The 22690-nt window shown below is 62.4% G+C and carries 4 protein-coding genes; 1 reads left to right on the top strand and 3 read right to left on the bottom strand.

Annotation, left to right across the window (positions count from 1 at the left end; translation table 11 throughout):
- Window positions 1-16638 carry a beta strand repeat-containing protein gene (locus ACSBLW_RS13970; protein WP_435257224.1) on the bottom strand — a complete coding sequence of 5546 codons (16638 nt, stop codon included), beginning with the start codon at window positions 16636-16638 and terminating at the stop codon, window positions 1-3.
- A 477-nt stretch (window positions 16639-17115) separates the two neighbouring features.
- Here ACSBLW_RS13970 and ACSBLW_RS13965 point away from each other — a divergent pair, with 477 nt between their 5' ends.
- Complete coding sequence (locus tag ACSBLW_RS13965; protein WP_435257223.1) at window positions 17116-17961, top strand: ParB/RepB/Spo0J family partition protein; 846 nt, start codon at window positions 17116-17118, stop codon at window positions 17959-17961.
- 86 nt (window positions 17962-18047) lie between these two features.
- On the opposite strand, the gene ACSBLW_RS13960 is transcribed toward ACSBLW_RS13965, so the two are convergent.
- Together ACSBLW_RS13960 and clpB are read right to left on the bottom strand one after the other, a co-directional pair.
- On the bottom strand, window positions 18048-19406 hold the full coding sequence (locus ACSBLW_RS13960) for a KAP family P-loop NTPase fold protein (protein WP_435257222.1): 1359 nt from the start codon (window positions 19404-19406) through the stop codon (window positions 18048-18050).
- Between the two features lie 317 nt (window positions 19407-19723).
- The gene (gene clpB / locus ACSBLW_RS13955) at window positions 19724-22336 is read right to left on the bottom strand and encodes an ATP-dependent chaperone ClpB (protein WP_435257221.1); all 2613 of its coding nucleotides are present in this window, start codon (window positions 22334-22336) and stop codon (window positions 19724-19726) included.
- Window positions 22337-22690 lie beyond the last annotated feature (354 nt).

Genomic DNA, 22690 nt, shown 5'->3' with positions numbered 1-22690 from the left:
CTACTCCCGCCCTTTCTGCACCGATTTTTGGATCACCAGCTGATACGTTCCCGCCGTGATCCAGGCCTGTCGGAGGGCGTTTTCAACTGCCCGCAAACGCTTCATCGCATCACTTTCGGCTTCACCACGGGCGATCACATAGGTCAGGTAAATCACCGAAGGCGTCTTGCGGATATTGCGTACCAACTGGCGGATGCCTTTGGTGAGCTCTTCGCTCGGCTTCGCCGTTCCTGGCTCGAAGGCCGAGTCGGTCAAGTCGATGTCCACCCGATTGCCCTCTTGCAGGGCAAAGTTCATTTTGGCCACCTTGCCAGCCGTCAAACGCAGGGTGCGCGGGTTTTCCGACGCGACCATCAGGCCTTGCGGCAAGGTACGGGCGTCCAGCTTCAGCGTGAAGTTTGACCCTTCGCGCAAGGGCAGCGCGGCGCAAGGCACATGATAGCGACCGAACTCGTCTGTGGTGATCAGCAGGCCATTCACCGTGGCAAGCCGCACGCCGGCTATGCCCGGCTCATCCGTAGGTTCCGGCTCGGTCGGCGCTGCCAGCTTGCCCCACTTATCCAGGAAAATCTCTGGATTGCTCAAAGCGGCGCGGGCCGGATCAGGATCCTGAACACCATTGCCGTTGCGATCAAGGAAGACTTTGCCGATGACGTCCGAACAATCGAACACCGCTTCGGGCACCACTCGCAACGAGGCTGTCGCTACGTTGGTCACCACTTGCGCCAAATTGTCCAGCATGAAGGTTCGATTGGTCAGCGTGCCGGGGTCAACATCCGGGCCGACCCTTGCCTGCAGCGTGATAACCAGCCGCCCGCCAGCCACAAGGTCACGCGGCCCCCAGGTAAGACGGTTCCCCTCCGCCACGGGTTCTGATGCCGTGCCATTCACTCGGGCCGAACCGGGAGTATAGGAAAGCCCAGGCGGCAAGACATCGACAAAGGTCGCGTCGGTGTAGGCGATGGTGGTGGCGTTCTCGAAGGTCAGAGTAAAGGTAACCGTTTCCCCGACCACAACAGATGTGCGGTCCGCCGACTTTGACGCCGACATCAGGCGCCCTACACCAAGGGTGGTTACGGTCGGGTCATCAACCGTGTTGCCGTCGGTATCATTGCCATCATCCGAGACATCGGAGACGGGGGTGCCATTTGGTGCCGTCGCCTCCACCGTGACGGTGTTCGACAGGCCGCCGGTGTCGATCATGGCTTGCGTCAGGGTCACCCCGGCGGTGTAGGTCCAGGTCTCGCCCACATCCAGCAGCGCATTCCCGTCGTCGCCAGACACCAGCAAAGGGGCCGCGTCCAGAGCCTGCACCGTGCCTGAGGCGTCGCTCAGCGTGTCAACAGGGGTCACCGAAGACAGCGTCACATTCCCGGTATTCTCTACCGTGATCACATACCCAACAACATCGCCAACAACAGGCGGCGCAGAAAGCCCGACAAGATCCGCAATCTTCACAACCGAAAGACCGGCGTCGCCGGTGATCGGGGCTGTCGTCGGGGTATCGCCGCCCGGCGCCGGGTCATCGTCTGACAGGTCGATCAGCGCCGGGCCGGCAGGCGGCGTCGCGGTGGTGGTGACCTGATTGATCAACCCGCCCGCGTCGATATCCGCTTGCGTCAGCACATGGGTGATGCGCCAAGTGCCGGTTTCACCGGGCAAAAGCGTGCCTTCAGCCGAACCAAGGCTGGCCGAGACAAAGGCCGGCACAGGCGCGGGCAGCAAGGTTCCATCGGCGCGGCTCAGCCGGTCGGCCAGCGTCACGCCGGTCAGCGTGACCGTGCCGGTGTTGACGACCGTCACCTCGAAGATCGCCGCCTCATCCACTGCCGTGCCAATCGAGACAAGCGTCTTGGTGGTGTCGATGCCGGTCACCGGGGCCAGGATCAGGTCGGTCGGGTCGTCCTCTGTATTGCCGTCGGCAGGGTCGTCATCCGCGCTGCGGTCGCTGACCGGCACTCCGCCGGGGCCGGTGCCGCGCACAACGGCCGAGTTCGACAGGCCGCCCGCGTCGATATCCGCCTGCGTCAGCCTATGCGTCACCGTCCAGCTGAGGCTGCCACCCGGAGCCAGTGGGTCAGAACCCGTGGCAAGCACGGGGCTTGCCGGCAGCACGGTGCCGTCCCGGCGGGTCAGGTTGTCGGTGATGGCCAGCCCCGAGAGCGTGCTGTTGCCGGTGTTGGCGGCGGTGATCGTAAAGACGACCTGATCGCCGACAGCCGCGCCGGGCGTCGTCACAACCTTCGTCACTGTCAGTTGCGGCGCAGACGGCACTTCATAAACCGTGGGGTCATCGCTGCTGTTGCCATCGCTGTCGATGCCATCGTCCGACACATCCGTCACCGGCGGCCCAGATGGCGGCGCGGCCGTGACCGATGCGCTGTTCGACAGGCCGCCCGCGTCGATATCCGCCTGCGTCAGCGTCCGGGTGGCGCGGTAGGTCCAGACCTCGGCCACCTGCAGGCGGCCATCGCCGTCGTCACCCGAGATCAGGGCAAAGGGCGCGTCCAGCGTGACCGGCGTCCCATCAAGGCGCTGCATCGTGTCGACAGGCGGCTGCGGTGTCAGCGTGACAGTGCCGCTGTTGCGCACCGTCAGGGTAAAGACAAGCGGCTGACCCACCACCGGGGCCATCGGCGCAACGGTCTTGGTCACCTCCAGCGTCGGCCTTGGCGCCGGGCCAGGTGTGACCAGCGTCGCCGTATCGCCGACCAGCGTGCCATCGGGCGCGCGGCCAGACACAGCGGCGGTGTTGGTCAGACTGCCACGGTCGATATCGGCCTGGGTCACCGTCACGGCAAAGCTGCAGGGGGCAGAGGTTTCCCCAGGCGCCAGACGTGCAACCGCGCAGGACAGCGCCGGCGCCATCGGATCAGTCACCGACAGGCCTGTCAGCGTGACCGTTCCCGTGTTGGTCACTGCCAGACGATAGCTGACCGCGCTTCCCACCGGGCCAAAGGGCGTCGGCGTCGCGGTCTTTTCCAGTGTCATCGCCGGGTTGGCCTCCGGGATGCCGACGCTGGTGCTGCCGGTGGCACTGACCAGCCCGCCCGCAGGCGTCACACCGGTGACAGCGGCGGTATTGATCAGGCTGCCACGGTCGATATCGGCCTGGGTCACCACATAAGGCGCCTCGCACAGCGTGCTCGCGGCGGGTGCAAGCGTTGCCGCCCGGCAGATCAGGCCCGGAAGCATCGGGTCCGTGACCTCAATCGCGCGCAGCGTCTGGTTGCCACTATTGGTGATGGTCAACCCAAAACGCACGGTTTCGCCAACCGAAGACACAAAAGCAGGCGTCGCCGATTTCACCAGCGTCAGCGCCGGATTGGCGCTCACAAGGACGGTTTCCGTCACCGCATCCGATACAACAGGCGTGCCACCGCCATAGGTCGTTTCGGCATTGGCCTCATTCACCACACGGCCTGCGTCAATATCCGCCTGCGTCACAGTGTAGGGCGCACTGCAGGTAACGCTTTCGTCAGGGCGGAAGTCGGGGTCAGAGCCAGAGGGGGTATAGCACGTCACAGGGCCAATCAGGCTGTCTTGCACCACAACCGGCTGCACAAAGGCACGGGTTCCAGCATTGGTGACGACAAAACTGTAGTCGATCACGTCGCCAACGGCGGCAAAGTTGTCCGTCGTGGCGGTCTTCGTCATGGACAGCAACGGAACACCGCTGTCAGGAACGGTTTCCGACACACGCGGGCTGTCGGTCGGCCCGCTGCTGGCCGTGGCAAGGTTGGTCACAACCCCAAGGTCCACGTCATCCGCCGTCACAGTATAGCTGCCAGTACAGGTCAGCGTGGCGGCGGGTGCCAGCCCGCCAGAGGGAACGGCAGGGCAGGACACTGCCGGGATGCGGTTGTCGGCCACAGTGACCGGGCCGGTCAGCGTGATGTTGCCGGTGTTGGTCACCACATAGGTGTAATCCACCACCGCGCCGACCACGAACTGCGCCGCCGCCACCGATTCCGCCGTTTTCACCAGCGATAGCGCCGGCGACTGCACCGCAGGAATCGTCACGCTGTCGGGCAGGCTGCTGACCAGCGTTTCGCCAAGCGGGCTGCTGGCCGTGGCCGAGTTGATGATCTCGCCCGCGTCCAGATCGGCCTGCGTCACACTGTAAATGCCGGTGCAGGTCAAGGTGGCGGTCGGGGCCAGCGGACCGGCAGGACATGTGATGCTGCCCCCCGCCCCAGTGATCAGCGGATCGCTCACCGCAAACGGACCGGGCAAGGTCACATTGCCCGCGTTGACCAGCACGAAGTCAAAGGCCAACACATCGCCCACCGCGTCAAAAGCAGGGCCAGATCCGGCAGACAACCGCTTGTCCAGCGTCAGCGCAGGCGCGGCAGGCAAGGTCAGTACCACCGCATCATCCTCGGTATTGCCATCCGCGTCATTGCCGTTGTCGGTTACATCGGTCAGCGCCGCGCCGCCCGGCGGCGTGCCGGTGACAACCGCCGTGTTGCTGATCCCGCCCGCATCCAGATCGGCCTGCGTCAAAGTATAGCGCACATCATACGAGGCAACCTCACCGGGCAGAAGCGTGCCTTCGGCAGACCCCAGCGAGGCGCCAAAGAACGAAGGACCAGAGGTCAGCGCCAAAACCGTGCCATCCGCGCGGGTCAGCGTGTCGCTGGCAATCCCACTTGCGGTAAGCGTCGTGTTGCCCGTGTTGGTAACCGTGATGGTAAAGCCAACGGTCGAGCCAACCGTCACCGGCGCGGCAGACAGGGTCTTTTCGCCCTCGATCCCCGGCACGGCGGTCAGCGGCACGCGGGTCGGATCATCCGTGCCGCCCGGCACGCCATCATCAGACCGGTCGCGCACGTCGGTGCCATTCGGGGCAGAGGCCAGCGCATCGGCTTGGTTGACAATGCCGCCCGCATCGATATCGGCCTGTTGCAGCGCATAGCTTGCGCTGTAAGTCCAGACCTCCGCCGGGTCCAGAACGCCGACCGTCGCCCCATCGCCGCCCGTCAGCACCGGGCCAGAAGTCAGCGTCAGAACAGTGCCATCCGCGCGCGTCAACCGGTCGTTCAAGGCCACCGACGACAGCCGCACGTTGCCGGTATTTTCCACCGTGATCGCGAAGGTAACCACCTCCCCCGCACGCGGCGGAGCAGAAAGCGCAGAGCTGTCAGCGGTCTTGATCACCTCAATCCCAGGCGTGCGTGTCAGAGGGGTAACCGTGGGGTCAGACCCGCCGATGCCGTCATCATCCGAGACATCGGAGACGGGGGTGCCATTTGGTGCCGTCGCCTCCACCGTGACGGTGTTCGACAGGCCGCCGGTGTCGATCATGGCTTGCGTCAGGGTCACCCCGGCGGTGTAGGTCCAGGTCTCGCCCACATCCAGCTGCGCATTCCCGTCGTCGCCAGACACCAGCAAAGGGGCCGCGTCCAGAGCCTGCACCGTGCCTGAGGCGTCGCTCAGCGTGTCAACAGGGGTCACCGAAGACAGCGTCACATTCCCGGTATTCTCTACCGTGATCACATACCCAACAACATCGCCAACAACAGGCGGCGCAGAAAGCCCGACAAGATCCGCAATCTTCACAACCGAAAGACCGGCGTCGCCGGTGATCGGGGCTGTCGTCGGGGTATCGCCGCCCGGCGCCGGGTCATCGTCTGACAGGTCGATCAGCGCCGGGCCGGCAGGCGGCGTCGCGGTGGTGGTGACCTGATTGATCAACCCGCCCGCGTCGATATCCGCTTGCGTCAGCACATGGGTGATGCGCCAAGTGCCGGTTTCACCGGGCAAAAGCGTGCCTTCAGCCGAACCAAGGCTGGCCGAGACAAAGGCCGGCACAGGCGCGGGCAGCAAGGTTCCATCGGCGCGGCTCAGCCGGTCGGCCAGCGTCACGCCGGTCAGCGTGACCGTGCCGGTGTTGACGACCGTCACCTCGAAGATCGCCGCCTCATCCACTGCCGTGCCAATCGAGACAAGCGTCTTGGTGGTGTCGATGCCGGTCACCGGGGCCAGGATCAGGTCGGTCGGGTCGTCCTCTGTATTGCCGTCGGCAGGGTCGTCATCCGCGCTGCGGTCGCTGACCGGCACTCCGCCGGGGCCGGTGCCGCGCACAACGGCCGAGTTCGACAGGCCGCCCGCGTCGATATCCGCCTGCGTCAGCCTATGCGTCACCGTCCAGCTGAGGCTGCCACCCGGAGCCAGTGGGTCAGAACCCGTGGCAAGCACGGGGCTTGCCGGCAGCACGGTGCCGTCCCGGCGGGTCAGGTTGTCGGTGATGGCCAGCCCCGAGAGCGTGCTGTTGCCGGTGTTGGCGGCGGTGATCGTAAAGACGACCTGATCGCCGACAGCCGCGCCGGGCGTCGTCACAACCTTCGTCACTGTCAGTTGCGGCGCAGACGGCACTTCATAAACCGTGGGGTCATCGCTGCTGTTGCCATCGCTGTCGATGCCATCGTCCGACACATCCGTCACCGGCGGCCCAGATGGCGGCGCGGCCGTGACCGATGCGCTGTTCGACAGGCCGCCCGCGTCGATATCCGCCTGCGTCAGCGTCCGGGTGGCGCGGTAGGTCCAGACCTCGGCCACCTGCAGGCGGCCATCGCCGTCGTCACCCGAGATCAGGGCAAAGGGCGCGTCCAGCGTGACCGGCGTCCCATCAAGGCGCTGCATCGTGTCGACAGGCGGCTGCGGTGTCAGCGTGACAGTGCCGCTGTTGCGCACCGTCAGGGTAAAGACAAGCGGCTGACCCACCACCGGGGCCATCGGCGCAACGGTCTTGGTCACCTCCAGCGTCGGCCTTGGCGCCGGGCCAGGTGTGACCAGCGTCGCCGTATCGCCGACCAGCGTGCCATCGGGCGCGCGGCCAGACACAGCGGCGGTGTTGGTCAGACTGCCACGGTCGATATCGGCCTGGGTCACCGTCACGGCAAAGCTGCAGGGGGCAGAGGTTTCCCCAGGCGCCAGACGTGCAACCGCGCAGGACAGCGCCGGCGCCATCGGATCAGTCACCGACAGGCCTGTCAGCGTGACCGTTCCCGTGTTGGTCACTGCCAGACGATAGCTGACCGCGCTTCCCACCGGGCCAAAGGGCGTCGGCGTCGCGGTCTTTTCCAGTGTCATCGCCGGGTTGGCCTCCGGGATGCCGACGCTGGTGCTGCCGGTGGCACTGACCAGCCCGCCCGCAGGCGTCACACCGGTGACAGCGGCGGTATTGATCAGGCTGCCACGGTCGATATCGGCCTGGGTCACCACATAAGGCGCCTCGCACAGCGTGCTCGCGGCGGGTGCAAGCGTTGCCGCCCGGCAGATCAGGCCCGGAAGCATCGGGTCCGTGACCTCAATCGCGCGCAGCGTCTGGTTGCCACTATTGGTGATGGTCAACCCAAAACGCACGGTTTCGCCAACCGAAGACACAAAAGCAGGCGTCGCCGATTTCACCAGCGTCAGCGCCGGATTGGCGCTCACAAGGACGGTTTCCGTCACCGCATCCGATACAACAGGCGTGCCACCGCCATAGGTCGTTTCGGCATTGGCCTCATTCACCACACGGCCTGCGTCAATATCCGCCTGCGTCACAGTGTAGGGCGCACTGCAGGTAACGCTTTCGTCAGGGCGGAAGTCGGGGTCAGAGCCAGAGGGGGTATAGCACGTCACAGGGCCAATCAGGCTGTCTTGCACCACAACCGGCTGCACAAAGGCACGGGTTCCAGCATTGGTGACGACAAAACTGTAGTCGATCACGTCGCCAACGGCGGCAAAGTTGTCCGTCGTGGCGGTCTTCGTCATGGACAGCAACGGAACACCGCTGTCAGGAACGGTTTCCGACACACGCGGGCTGTCGGTCGGCCCGCTGCTGGCCGTGGCAAGGTTGGTCACAACCCCAAGGTCCACGTCATCCGCCGTCACAGTATAGCTGCCAGTACAGGTCAGCGTGGCGGCGGGTGCCAGCCCGCCAGAGGGAACGGCAGGGCAGGACACTGCCGGGATGCGGTTGTCGGCCACAGTGACCGGGCCGGTCAGCGTGATGTTGCCGGTGTTGGTCACCACATAGGTGTAATCCACCACCGCGCCGACCACGAACTGCGCCGCCGCCACCGATTCCGCCGTTTTCACCAGCGATAGCGCCGGCGACTGCACCGCAGGAATCGTCACGCTGTCGGGCAGGCTGCTGACCAGCGTTTCGCCAAGCGGGCTGCTGGCCGTGGCCGAGTTGATGATCTCGCCCGCGTCCAGATCGGCCTGCGTCACACTGTAAATGCCGGTGCAGGTCAAGGTGGCGGTCGGGGCCAGCGGACCGGCAGGACATGTGATGCTGCCCCCCGCCCCAGTGATCAGCGGATCGCTCACCGCAAACGGACCGGGCAAGGTCACATTGCCCGCGTTGACCAGCACGAAGTCAAAGGCCAACACATCGCCCACCGCGTCAAAAGCAGGGCCAGATCCGGCAGACAACCGCTTGTCCAGCGTCAGCGCAGGCGCGGCAGGCAAGGTCAGTACCACCGCATCATCCTCGGTATTGCCATCCGCGTCATTGCCGTTGTCGGTTACATCGGTCAGCGCCGCGCCGCCCGGCGGCGTGCCGGTGACAACCGCCGTGTTGCTGATCCCGCCCGCATCCAGATCGGCCTGCGTCAAAGTATAGCGCACATCATACGAGGCAACCTCACCGGGCAGAAGCGTGCCTTCGGCAGACCCCAGCGAGGCGCCAAAGAACGAAGGACCAGAGGTCAGCGCCAAAACCGTGCCATCCGCGCGGGTCAGCGTGTCGCTGGCAATCCCACTTGCGGTAAGCGTCGTGTTGCCCGTGTTGGTAACCGTGATGGTAAAGCCAACGGTCGAGCCAACCGTCACCGGCGCGGCAGACAGGGTCTTTTCGCCCTCGATCCCCGGCACGGCGGTCAGCGGCACGCGGGTCGGATCATCCGTGCCGCCCGGCACGCCATCATCAGACCGGTCGCGCACGTCGGTGCCATTCGGGGCAGAGGCCAGCGCATCGGCTTGGTTGACAATGCCGCCCGCATCGATATCGGCCTGTTGCAGCGCATAGCTTGCGCTGTAAGTCCAGACCTCCGCCGGGTCCAGAACGCCGACCGTCGCCCCATCGCCGCCCGTCAGCACCGGGCCAGAAGTCAGCGTCAGAACAGTGCCATCCGCGCGCGTCAACCGGTCGTTCAAGGCCACCGACGACAGCCGCACGTTGCCGGTATTTTCCACCGTGATCGCGAAGGTAACCACCTCCCCCGCACGCGGCGGAGCAGAAAGCGCAGAGCTGTCAGCGGTCTTGATCACCTCAATCCCAGGCGTGCGTGTCAGAGGGGTAACCGTGGGGTCAGACCCGCCGATGCCGTCATCATCCGAGACATCGGAGACGGGGGTGCCATTTGGTGCCGTCGCCTCCACCGTGACGGTGTTCGACAGGCCGCCGGTGTCGATCATGGCTTGCGTCAGGGTCACCCCGGCGGTGTAGGTCCAGGTCTCGCCCACATCCAGCTGCGCATTCCCGTCGTCGCCAGACACCAGCAAAGGGGCCGCGTCCAGAGCCTGCACCGTGCCTGAGGCGTCGCTCAGCGTGTCAACAGGGGTCACCGAAGACAGCGTCACATTCCCGGTATTCTCTACCGTGATCACATACCCAACAACATCGCCAACAACAGGCGGCGCAGAAAGCCCGACAAGATCCGCAATCTTCACAACCGAAAGACCAGGAACCGGGCCTTCGACAGATACGGTCAGATCATCGGTTGCCGTGGGGGGGGTGGTGCCAGACGGGCTACCCGCCGTAACGCTGACGGTATTTGCCAAAGCGTTGCCGGCATCAATATCGGCCTGCGTCACGGTATAGGTGGCGGTGAACCGCACGGCGTCACCTGGGGCTAGGCTGTCCCAAACGCCGTTCGCCGCCGCATCGGTGCTGCCACCGGGCAGGCCACCGTCGGTTTCCAGCGCGTCGCCGCCCAAAGCAAGTGCCACGGTCCCAGCGGCCGAAGTATGGCTGTCGGACGGTGTCACACCTGTCAAGGTGACGTTGCCGGTGTTCGTTACAATGTAAGTATAGGTGATCGTATCGCCCACCACCGCATCGGCGGTGATCGAGGCAGATTTCTCGACCGTCATCGCAGGCGTGCGGGTACCGGGGACGGTGGCACTGTCGGTCGCCGGACCGGGCGGCGTAGGCAGCGGCACCTCAGGCGAGGCGACAGAGGCAATGTTCGTGACTTGGCCCGCGTCCATGTCGGCCTGCGTCACCGTGTAATTCGCAGTGCAGGTCACGAAAGCGCCCGGGGAAAGGCCGGTTGCCGGCAGCGGCCCGCACGCGATGGTGCCGATCTTGTCATCAGTCACTTGGGGCACGTCGCTCAGCGTGATGTTCCCGGTGTTGGCCACCGTAAAGCGGTAAGCCAGAACATCACCTGCGGCGGAAAATCCGGGGGTCAGCGCCTCTTTTACCAGGCTGAACGCAGGTTCATGTTCCGGACCCTCGGCAAAGACGGAGCCTTCGTCAGTGACCGGCGCTGCGCCGGGGTTTGCGGGCTGGCCCGTAGCGATGGCGGTGTTGGTAAATCCGCCCGTCACTGGTGCTGTGCCGTTCACCCGGTCGATATCGGCTTGGGTGACCGTGTAGGCGAAGGTGCAGTTGTCATCCGTCTGGCCCGGTATCAGCGTGCCGATGGTGCAGGTCCCGGCAACCAGATCGTCGGTCACCGCGACGTTGTTGACCGTAACGTTGCCACTGTTGGTGACGCTGACGCGGAAATTGACCACTTGCCCCACTGCCACAAAGGCCGGATCGGCGCCGGGATCAGGCTCGATCACCTTGACGGTCGTCAGTGCGGGCGTGGGCGATGCAAGCGGATGCGTGGTGCTGTCGGTCTGTGTCACCGTGGCACCCTGCGGATCAGCGCCGGTTGCCGTAGCTGTGTTGGCAAGCACCTGCGTGTCCAAATCGGCCTGTGTTACAGTGTAGGTGCCACTGCAGATGGCAGCCTCGGTTGGCAATAGGACAAGGTTTTCGGGCACAGGCGCGCCGCGCAAGGTGCAGGCCAGAGCGGGGATGCGCGGATCGCTGACAGTAATCCCTGAAATGGTCTGGTTACCCGAATTTGTGACGGTGATCTGATAGCTGAGAACATCGCCCACAGCAGCAGGGCTGGGACCTGCGGCCACGGTCTTGTCAACGCTCAGCGCGGGGGTTTCGACGGCAGGAACCGTCGCGTCGTCACCCGGAGAGGCGACGGCAATCTCGTTTGCAGTGCCGGGCGCGAAAACGGTTCGGGCCACGGCGTTGTTGGTCACAAAGCCGCGGTCCACGTCTGCTTGTGTGACGGTATAATCAATCGTGCAGGTATGCGTCACGCCGACCGAAAAGATACCAAGAGACGCCGGACGGCAGATGAAGGCTCCGGCCTTGTCATCGGTCACCGTGATGTCACCGGCAAAGCCTGCGCCGCCCGAATTGGTGACAAGATAGCTGTAGCCGATCACGTCACCGACAGCATCAAAATTGGGTGTGGTCGCGGTTTTCACCAGCGACAGCGCAGGATCGGCGGTAACCGGATATGTCACCGTATCAGGGTTCGATGCGACCGGAAGGCCTGCGAAGCTGCCGCTGGCCGTTGCAGTGTTGGTGGTAGAGCCAAGGATAATGTCGTTCGGCGTGATCGTATAGTTGGCCGTGCAAGTGACAGTGGCGGTCGGAACAAGGCTGGCAACGGCGGGGCAGCTTACAGCCGCCAAATTGTCGGCAATGGTAAAGGGGCCATCGACGGTGACGTTGCCAGTGTTGCTGATCACATAATCATAGGAAAGCACTGTATCGACGTCGAACAGGTTCGGCACCGCGCTGCGCAACTGCTTGTCCAGCGACAGCGAAGGCGTGCGCACCGACGGCACAGTCACGCTGTCAGGGGCAGAGGTAACGGGGCTGCCGCCAAAAGAGGTGGCGGCTGTCGCGGTGTTGGTGATGCCGCCTGCGTCGATCGCCGGTTGTGTCGCGGTCCATACCTGCTCGCAGACGGCGCTGGCGCCGGGCGTAAGGCCGGGCGCTGCGCATATCAGGCTGCCGGGGATGCGGTCATCGGCGATGGTCACGGGCGCCGTGGTGGTGACGTTGCCGATGTTAGTGACAACATATTCATAGGTCAGCACGTCGCCAACAGAGTCAAAGGAGACCGGCGTCCCCGCCTTCAGCCGCTTCTCCACCTGCAATGCAGGCAACTGGCTGGCTGTGGCGGTTGCGGTGTCGGTGTTCGACAGGGCAATGGTGGTCGGATCGCCAGGGTTACGCGGCACCACCGGTTGGGCCGCACTGGCCGTCGCGACGTTCACCACATTGCCTGCGTCCAGATCGGCCTGCGTTATCCTGTAGGTGGCTGTACAGACATACGTTCCCAGCGGCGCTATTCCCGCCGCTGGAAAGACCGGGCAATTGACGCGGGCAATACGGTCATCGGCCACACTGATCGGCGCCGTCAGAGTGATGTTGCCGGTGTTGGTGACGGTGTAGCTATAGCTGACGACATCGCCGACCGTATCAAATGTGCCGCCCCCTGTGATGACCTTTGCCACTGTCAGCGCTGGAACCTGCGCCGGGCCGGGAATGCTGACGGTGTCACTATCGGCCACGGGCGTGCCGGTGACGGCTGCCGTTGCCGCCACAGTGGCGGTGTTTGACAGGTTGCCAGCATCGACATCGGCCTGCGTAATCACGCGGCTGGTCGACAGCGGTGCGCCACCTTGGCAGGTTGTGGCCACGTCACCGGGCAGCAGGCTGCCCACAAGGCAACTGAACCCGGTGCTCGGATCTTCCACCGACACGCCGTTTAGCGTGACGTTGCCCGTGTTGGTGACGGTAAAGGTCCAGATCGCCGTGCTGCCGACGCCGCCGAATGGACCAGCGGCAATCTTGTCGATCTCAACCCCCGGGACGCGGACGGGGCCAGTGGCTGTGGCAGTGGGAGACAGCGGCGCAGGCGAAGTGACCCCCACAGGTGGGGTGGCACTGACAGTGGCGGTGTTCTGCACGCTGCCGTTGTCGATATCTGTCTGCGTTACAGAGTATGAGCGGCCATCCAAGCAGCTGCTGTCACTGGCACCGGGGGCAAGGGTCGCAATGGTGCAGACCGGGCCGGGTGTGACCAACAGTGGATCGTTTACCACCACATTCGTCAGGGTGACATTTCCGGTATTGGTGACGGTCAGGCCAAAACGGATGCTGTCGCCAACGGCGGCAAAGCTGTCCAGCGCCGCCTTGGTGGCAGTGAAGGCGGCAACGCGGGCCGGACCGGGTACGGTGACGCTGTCTGTCAAAGTGCCAACATCGGCCTGCGTCACGCTCGCACTGTTGATGATTGACCCGGCATCAATATCGGACTGGGTCACGGTATAGGGAAACTGGCATTGGGTCGAAGTGGCGCCCGGCGCAATGCTGGCGATGGTGCAGCTATAGGCGGGGTCAAGCGCATCGGTGACGGTGAACCCGGCAAGGGTTTGATTACCGTCATTTGTCACGGCGATTGTGTAGGTGATCAGTTCCCCGGCGGCACTAAAGTCAGTGCGGCTGGCCAGCTTTTCGATGCTGGCGCTTTTCAACGGGGCCGCGGGGTCTATCGGCGTGGTCACAGTGGCGGTATCGGTGGGTGCACCGCCGCCTTGAGTTGCGCCCAGTGCGCTGGCGGTGTTGACGATCTGCTCAGCGTCAATGTCCGCTTGCGTCACCGCATATGTACCGGTGCACTGTGCGGTCGCAGTCGGTGCAATGGGGCCGAGGGTGCAGGACAGACCCGGGATCAAGGGATCTGTCACGGTAGCGGTTGTCAGAGTCACATTACCAATGTTCGTCACAGCGAAGGTATAGGTAAGCACTTCCCCGACAGCCGAAAAATCGGGGGGGCCGGATTTCACCAGCTCCAGCGCCGGAGATTGCGTGGCAGGCACCACCTCGATGGAGTCGGGCGAGGTGATGGCCAGCGTGACGCCGCCTGCCGTATAGGGGAAGGACGCCCGGGCGGTATTTTCAACCTCGCCTGCGTCCAGTTCAGCCTGGGTCGGGGTAACAGTTGCAGTACAGCTGAAACTGTCGCCCGGGTCCAGCACAGCTGGCTGGGCCGAGCAATCGACAGCCCCCGCGCGCGGATCGGTCACTGTGATCGGCTGGTCGGGCAGCAGGATTTGCGTGTTGCCGCTGTTGGTGACCCGAAGATCATAGGGGATCACGTCGCTCGTCGCGTCCACCGAGGCAAGACCTGCCGTTTTTTCCAAAGTAATCGCCGGGTTGCGGCTTGGCGAGATCGTGAAGCTATCTTGGTTCGACGTCGTGCCATTGGCACTTGCCGTCGCCACGTTGATCACAACCCCAGCCAGAATATCATCTGCCGTCAGGGTATAGGTGCGCGTACAGTTGACCGTCGCTCCGGGTGCGATTGGCCCGGCGGCGCACTGGAAGGTGCCTGCCCGGTCATCGGCAACCGTAACCGGCCCAGCCAGCGTGACGTTGCCGCTGTTTGTGACCTCGTACCTGTAGGTGACCACCCGGCCAACCCGATACTGCCCTGCATTAAGCGAAGGCCCGGTCTTGTCGAGCGTCAGTGCCGGGTTGCGCACCGCAGTCACCGTCACGCTGTCTGGCGCCGAGGTGATCGCAGCGCCGCCACTTGCCGGTGTGCCGGTGGCTGTTGCCGTATTGGTGATGCCGCCCGCGTCCAGATTGGCTTGTGTGGTGGTCGAAGTGGCGGTGCAGATCAGCGTCGCGCCGGGCGCAAGTGTGGTCGCAGGGCAGCTGACGGTCGTGCGGTCATCAGTCACTGAAACCGTGTTCAGGGTGACGTTGCCCGTGTTGCGCAAGACATACTCATAGCTGAGCAAGACACCCGTCGCCGAGAACGAGGAGGGCGACGCAGGAGCAAGCCGCTTGTCCAGTGTCAGACCTGTGGTGATGGTCGCGTTGAGCGTATTGGTATCCTGCCCTGTCGCGACAACACCACCGACGGTGATGCTGGCCGAAGCAGTGTTGATGATGCTGCCACGGTCGATGTCAGCCTGTGTTACAGTGTAGCTGGCGTTGCAGATCACTGCAGCGCCGGGCGCAATGGTGCCTGCAGGGCAGGTGACAGGCGCGAGTGGATCGGTCACAGCAGGGGCAGCGGGCCATGTGACGTTGCCGGTGTTGCGCAGCGTGATCGTGTAGGGAACCACCTGTCCGACTGCGTTGAAGTTTGCGGTCGTGGTCGCCTTGTCCACCGTCATTGCGGGGGCGGCAGCGGGGCCAGTAAGGCTTACCGTATCGCTGGCCGTCACGGTTGACCCGGTGGGCGAAGTGCCACGCACGGTGGCGGTGTTTACAAGGTTCGTTCCGGCAGCAAAGGCATCTACATCCGCCTGACGCACAGTATAGCTGGCAGAGCAGCTCAACTGGGCGTTCGGTGCAAGGCTGGGGATGGTGCAAGACAGGCCCGGCAGGCGCGGGTCGGTCACAACCACGTTGGTCAGGGTGACATTGCCGGTATTGGTCGCACGGAACGTATAGGGTACGGTGCTGCCCACAGCGCCGAAAGCAGTCGCAGTTGTCGCCTTGTCCAGCGACAGCAACGGGTTACGCACCGGCCCGGTAAGGGTGACACTGTCGCTCAACTGCCCCAGCGTGCCGAAATCCGGCGTTCCTGCGGCACGCGCAATGTTGGTGACAGAACCATTGTCTATATCGACCTGCGTCACGGTGTAGACCCCGGTGCAGATGGCGGCATCCGGGGTTGGGCTGCCAAACGGCACCGCCAAAATCGTGGTCTTGTCACAGGAAACCGTCGCGATCTTATCATCCACGACCGAAAGGTTGCGAATGGGGACCGAGCCGATGTTGGTCACGACATATCTGAAGGTCACCTGCTGTCCGACCGTGGAATAGGTGGTGACGACTGGCTGCGTGGTCTTGTCCAGCGAATAGCCCGGCGCAACCGTTACGATGTCGCGGTTTGTCAGGGTCGACCCAATCCGGAAGTCCCAATAGTTGTCGTTGGGGTCACGATCAAAGACCTGCGTGGTGGTACGGCCGGTGGACAAGATATTTGCAAGAAGGCCCGGATCAGTCGAGGTGAACCAGCCCGTGTCCAGCGTGTTGTTCCCGAACCCTGTGCCGAACCCAAACGACGTCAGGCCATCATTCGAAGTACTTTCGGTACGGATGGTTGACCAGTTGCCGACATTGAACCCATTCAGGATCAGCGAGATGTCGTTGAAGTCGAACTGCCCCGCCTGGGTATCACCGTCATACGCCGTAAACCGGATATAGACCTGCGCGATGCCGCCACCGAAATAATCCGAGCAGCTTGAAAAACCGCAGTTCAGGCTGATCGGGCTGTTGATGGTAAAGGGGTTGCCCCGAAACTGTGCCGGGGTGCCGGTGTTTTGATAGCCTTGAAAGGCACCGGTCGGATCCGAAAACTGATAATACGCATTTCCGTTGACGCCGACCATGACAATAGCCACACCCCCGGCTTGGGGGTAATCGGCCGGAAGCACCAAGTTTGTGCCTGGAACCGTGCTGGTAAAGGTTGTTGCGGCACCTTCTTGCGGCAAGGATATCAGCGCAGCCGCACCCAGAACGCCTGCAGCCAGCCACGACCGGAAATGGCGAACGGATTGCTTCAGCGGCTTGAAAATATCGTTCCGCATTGAAGCACTGCCCTCATTCAACCCACTCAGCCGAGTTCTCCACTACAACCCTAAGCACTTCAAGTGGCGATTGAAAGCTCAACGCAATGAAAGGCTCAAGGATGCTTCCCTACAACAATCCTCATGTGCATCATTAAAGAAAACACTCCCCGAGCAAAGGGGGAAATTCTGTCGATCCGCAGCGGTGTCGCCCCGGCCGCTCCTCAATAAGACGTCACGCCGCAGCCTTCGCTCTCTCGCGCAGGATCATGAGAAACGGCTGACTCAGCGCATCGCGGGCAGAGGGAGCTCAAGCTTGTCTTTCGACCGGACCAGAGGCGGCCGCGCCCGATTGGCCCGGATCCGGCGCCCAAGTCCCTTGATCGCGGCACCGGCCTCCCCGCCCTTCACTCTTAACCCACCGCGCGCTGAAACCCCCGTTTCCGCAACACCCCCCAAACCCGATGTATCCTGCGTGGCGCCAAAACGGAGACCGCCATGCAGATCGCCCATATCCCGCTTGACCAGATCAACGCCGACATCCTGCCCCGCGACCGCAGCCTGCCCTCAGCCGAGGAACAAGACGACCTCGTCCGCTCCATCGAAACCCTCGGCCTCCACACACCGATTGAGGTCTTCGGTCTGGAAACCACCGCTGACCAGCCCTGCCCCTATGGCCTCATCTCGGGCTACCGCCGCCTCACCGCCTTCCGCACGCTCGGCCGCGACACCATCCCCGCGCTCCTCCACAATCCCGAAACCATCCACGCCGCCATGGCCGCAATGGTGGCGGAAAATGAGGTCCGCTCCCCCATCTCGCCATGGGAGAAAGGCCGCTTCCTCGCCCGCCTGATCGAAGACGACCGCTTTGAAAACATCGAAACCGCGCTCACCGCGCTTTACCCCTCGGCCACCCGCTCCCAACGCCTGCGCCTGAAAAACTGCGCCCTCGTGGCCGATACCTTCCACCGCCGCCTGATGACACCCGAGCGTCTGACGCAGGCCCAAATCGACCGCCTCGCCGCCGCCCTCCGCGCAGGCGGGGAAGAGGCGATCTCGCTCACCCTGCGAGCGGCCTTTTACACCGGCATCACGCTAAACATGCAGATGCAACACCTCGCCACCACGCTCGACGCGATCTTTACCGAGGAACCACCCGCCGCCCCCAACACCCCCCGCCGCGCGCCCCGTCACACCCTGACCCTGCGCCCCGGCCTGATTTTAAAGCGCGAACGCGAACGCACCGGCTGGGTCATCCGCTTCTACGGCGAGGAGGCCAAATCACCCGGCCTCGTCGACGACATCTTCGACATGGTGGACATGTGGCTGGGGAGGAGGGGGTAGGGGGCTGCTCACGGTAACAAACTTAAAGTGGACTTGATGACTCCTAGTGTTAATCGCGAACTTTCGTCGCTGTTTGGAAGTGAACCTCAGGTATCCGTGAAATGGAACTTCCTCAGGAAGTCTCGGTCGATAGTATTGAAAATCTCAACGAACTCACTTCTTGGATGTAATCCGAATGCATCTTTGAGATCGTTTTTTCCTGCTGTAGCGCTGACACCGTTTGATAGAAGAAATTCCCAAATAATACGGACGATATATGCATCGTGATTGTAACCTTCATCGCGCGCACCTGACACCATAAGGGATGTAATTCCGTAGAATGAAATTACTTCTTCAAGTTTAATAATGCCAGAAGTCGACTTTCGCGCGAGATTAGGTTCCAAACACCCAAATAGAACCAAGGAGTATAAGCATTCTGGCCAACCCCAAAGTTTTCGTTCAAATAGCTCAGGCGGCACCAGAGCTAATCTACTCAGCATTTGATTTACATCGCGAAGCGAGACATCTCTGGCTTTGCAGACTAGGCCAAGATGCTTAGGGAACTCTTCAATTGCTACTTTATTTATCTCCATAGCACTCGCCATCTTTTTGAAATATGGCAACACCAAAGGAGAAGCGCTATGATCATTCGCACTTTCAGGAAGTTTTAAAATAAGGGAAATAAATTTCCGCAAGTACCGATCAGAATCGATGCCAGTTCCATATCGTGCCGAAACACTGTGCTTCAGTGCTTCAAGATTTACGCCCAAAACAAAATGCACATTCGGAACGGAGAAGAAGTGTTTGATTACTTCCAAAAGGGATAAGGCATAATCCGGCCGACAGCGGTCAAGCTCGTCAACAACAACAACCAGCGGCCTTATTTTTTCGCCCGCTTTCAAACCTAATTCCGTAAGTTCGACAATCGCCCCACGAAGCTGCTGCATTGCTGCCCGTCTGCCATCCTCTCGCGCCCAAAACGCTTCGGCAGCCTTCTCGATCTCTTTACTACTAGCTTCTGCGATTGTGTCGATGACTGGTCCCACAAACTCGGTTACACCACCGGTAGCAGCTGCTAAGCCGACACGCGCGACTGGTCGCGCAAGCCTGCTAGCAGCCTTCTTAAATTTATTCCATGTCTTTCTTTCTTCCTTTGCGGGAAGCCGGTCACCAATTGCAGAAGTGAGCGCAATCAGCGGATCATCCATAAAATCATTGGCAAAAGCGTCAAAATAGACTGTGTTAGCTCGACCGCCGTTTTCTAAGGAGTGCGCCCCGACCCAGCGCTTTAGAAACCAAGATTTGCCACTTCCCCACATCCCGTCCAATGCAATGACCAAGGGGTCGTCAATCCGCTCAACAAGATCGGATAGTGCTTTTCCTGTTCCAAGCCGATTGAAAGGGTCTTTTTCGCCGAATCCTTCTTTATAGAGTTCGACATTCTGATCAGGGGGGAAAAGCTTCATTGGAATTCCTAGCTTGGTCAATGAGTCGATAAACAACCATAAGCTGCGTGAAGTGACAAGCTTAGCAAGCGTAGGTCGGGGCTTGCCCCGACGCTTTCCCCATCAAGCCGCCCCACATTCCCACCCCCTGTATGTCGCGCCTCCCCCGGCTCTCCCCCCTCCCCACCTCCAAACCCTAAAAAACCGTTAATCCCCGATTCCAACCCATTGATTTCGCAAACATAAAAAAACGTCCCCGACGGGGACGCTTTGGGGCGATGAAAAAGGGCGGGGTTTCCCCCGCCCTGATCGGTCCTTTTTGCGGCCCCGACTTGGGATCAGTGAACCACTGCCACCTGCGGTTTTTCCCGGCGGCTCGGCACCACCCGGTCCCCGATGACCAGCCCCTCCGGCCCGGCCGAGACCGAAACCGTGGACCCGTCCATCACCTCGCCCGCCAGCAGCATCTCGGCCAGCGGGTCCTGCAACTGCCGCTGGATGACCCGCTTCAAAGGCCGCGCCCCGAACACCGGATCATAGCCTTCCTCGGCCAGCCAATCCTTGGCCCCCTCGGTCAGTTCCAGCGCCACCTTCCGCGCCGCCAGCCGCTTTTCAAGCCGCTTCAGCTGGATCTCGACGATGCCGCCCATATTCTCCCGCGTCAGCCGGTCGAAGATGATCTGCTCGTCCAGACGGTTCAGGAATTCCGGCCGGAAATGCGCCCGCACCGCGTCCTCCACCTCACGCCGCGCCCCCGCCGCATCCGCCCCATCCGGCAGTTCCGACAGGCTCCGCGCCCCAAGGTTCGAGGTCAGGATGATCAGCGTCTGCTTGAAGTCCACGACACGCCCCTGCCCATCGGTCAGCCGCCCGTCATCCAGGACCTGCAGCAAAACGTTGAACACATCCGGGTGCGCCTTCTCGACCTCGTCGAACAAGACCACCTGATACGGCCTGCGCCGCACCGCCTCGGTCAGCACCCCGCCCTCGTCATAGCCGACATAGCCCGGAGGCGCCCCGATCAGACGGGCAACCGAGTGCTTCTCCATGAACTCCGACATATCAATGCGAACCATCGCATTGTCGTCGTCAAACAGATACTCGGCCAAAGCCTTGGTCAGTTCGGTCTTGCCGACGCCGGTCGGGCCAAGGAACAGGAACGAGCCCAGCGGCTTGTTCTCATCCGAAAGCCCCGCCCGCGACCGCCTGACCGCGCGCGAAACGGCCTCGACCGCCGCCCGCTGCCCGACAACCCGGCGCCCAAGCTCCTCTTCCATCTTCAGAAGCTTTTCCTTCTCCCCCTCCAGCATCTTGGTGGTGGGAATACCGGTCCAGCGCTCGACGACTTCGGCGATCTGCTCGGGACGAACAGCCTCGGAGACCAAAGCTTCGCCCTCACGCGCCTCGGCCTCGGCCAGCTTCTTCTCAAGCCCCGGAATCTGGCCATATTGCAGCTCGCCCGCGCGAGCAAAATTGCCCTCACGCTTGGCCTGCTCCAATTCGGCCCGGAACTTGTCCAACTGCTCTTTCAGATCGCGGGCCTGCTCCAGACTGTCACGCTCGGCTTGCCACTTTGCCGTCATCTCGGCCGACCGTTGCTGAAGGTCGGAAAGCTCTTTTTCCAGCTTTTCCAGACGATCGACCGAGGCCGCATCATCTTCCTTCTTCAGCGCCTCAGACTCGATCTGCATCTGCAGGATCTGACGATCCAGCTGATCCAGTTCTTCGGGCTTCGAGTCCACCTCCATCCGCAACCGGCTGGCGGCCTCGTCGACAAGGTCGATGGCCTTATCCGGCAGGAACCGGTCTGTGATATAGCGATGCGAGAGCGTCGCCGCAGCAACAAGCGCCGAGTCCGAGATCCGAACCCCGTGGTGCAGCTCGTACTTTTCCTTGATCCCGCGCAGAATGGAAATCGTGTCCTCGACCGTCGGCTCTTCCACCATCACAGGCTGAAACCGTCGGGCCAAGGCCGCGTCTTTCTCCACATATTTGCGGTATTCGTCCAAGGTGGTCGCGCCCACGCAATGCAACTCACCCCGCGCAAGCGCCGGCTTGATCAGGTTGGCCGCATCCATCGCCCCATCCGATTTGCCCGCGCCAACCAGAGTGTGCATCTCGTCGATGAACAGAATGATCTCGCCCTCGGCGCTGGTCACTTCGGACAAGACCGCCTTCAGACGCTCCTCGAATTCACCGCGATATTTCGCACCGGCAATCAGCGCGCCCATGTCCAGCGCCAAAAGCTTTTTGTTGCGCAAGGATTCCGGCACATCACCATTCACGATGCGCAGCGCCAAACCCTCGGCAATCGCAGTCTTACCCACGCCCGGTTCGCCAATCAGCACAGGGTTGTTCTTGGTCCGACGGCTCAGCACCTGCATGGCGCGGCGAATCTCTTCATCGCGGCCAATGATCGGGTCAATCTTGCCAGCCTCGGCCGCCTCGGTCAGATCCCGCGCATATTTTTTCAGCGCATCATAGCCCTGCTCGGCACTGGCCGTATCCGCCGTGCGCCCCTTGCGAATGTCGTTGATGGCGGAATTCAGCGCCTGTGGCGTGACCGCACCCTGATCCAGCGCCTGCTTGGCCGCACCCGGCACCATCGCCATCGCCATCAGAATCCGCTCGACGGGGACGAAACTGTCGCCCGCCTTCTTGGCCAGCTTTTCCGCCTCATCCAGCACTTTCACCAGCGACGGGTCGGTATAGGGCTGGGCATCGCCCGACACCTTGGGCAATTTCTTCAGCGCCAGTTCCAACGCATCCTGCACGCGCTTCGGCTCACCGCCCGCGCGGCGGATCAGGTTCGCAGCCATGCCCTGATCGTCATCCATTATCGCCTTCAGCAGATGCTCGGCTGCCAGTTTCTGGTGGCTTTCCCGCATCGCAATCGTCTGCGCAGCCTGAAGGAACCCGCGCGACCGCTCCGTGAATTTCTCCAAATTCATCGGCATTCTCCTCTTTATGAAGCACCGCTTGCCTTCGCCCTAGACAGGCACGACGGCTCCGGCCTTGACCTCAATGTGGGGTGCTCGAGCCATTGATGCAAGATTGCAACAAGCGCCCGCCGGCGATTCTTTCCCCGCCAAAAAGACGCATCCCCATCCGGCTGCGGGGCAGACGCACAAAGCCCTCAATGGCGCAAAGCCAAACAGGCAAAACGGGCAGCCCAAACAGGGAATCCTTGGTGCGGGAATCCGACAGTTGACGGATCGCTTCGCTGACCTCGCCAAAGCCCCTGCGCTGAACGTTTTGTCGTGGACAAGCCCATTCGCTCCATTCCCAGCGTCGCGTGACGAAAA

Origin of the sequence: Thioclava sp. FR2 (assembly GCF_051200875.1) — a bacterium.
GTDB lineage: Bacteria > Pseudomonadota > Alphaproteobacteria > Rhodobacterales > Rhodobacteraceae > Pseudotabrizicola.
Note: the sequence above shows the minus strand (reverse complement) of the source record. Positions and strands in the feature narration are given on the sequence as shown.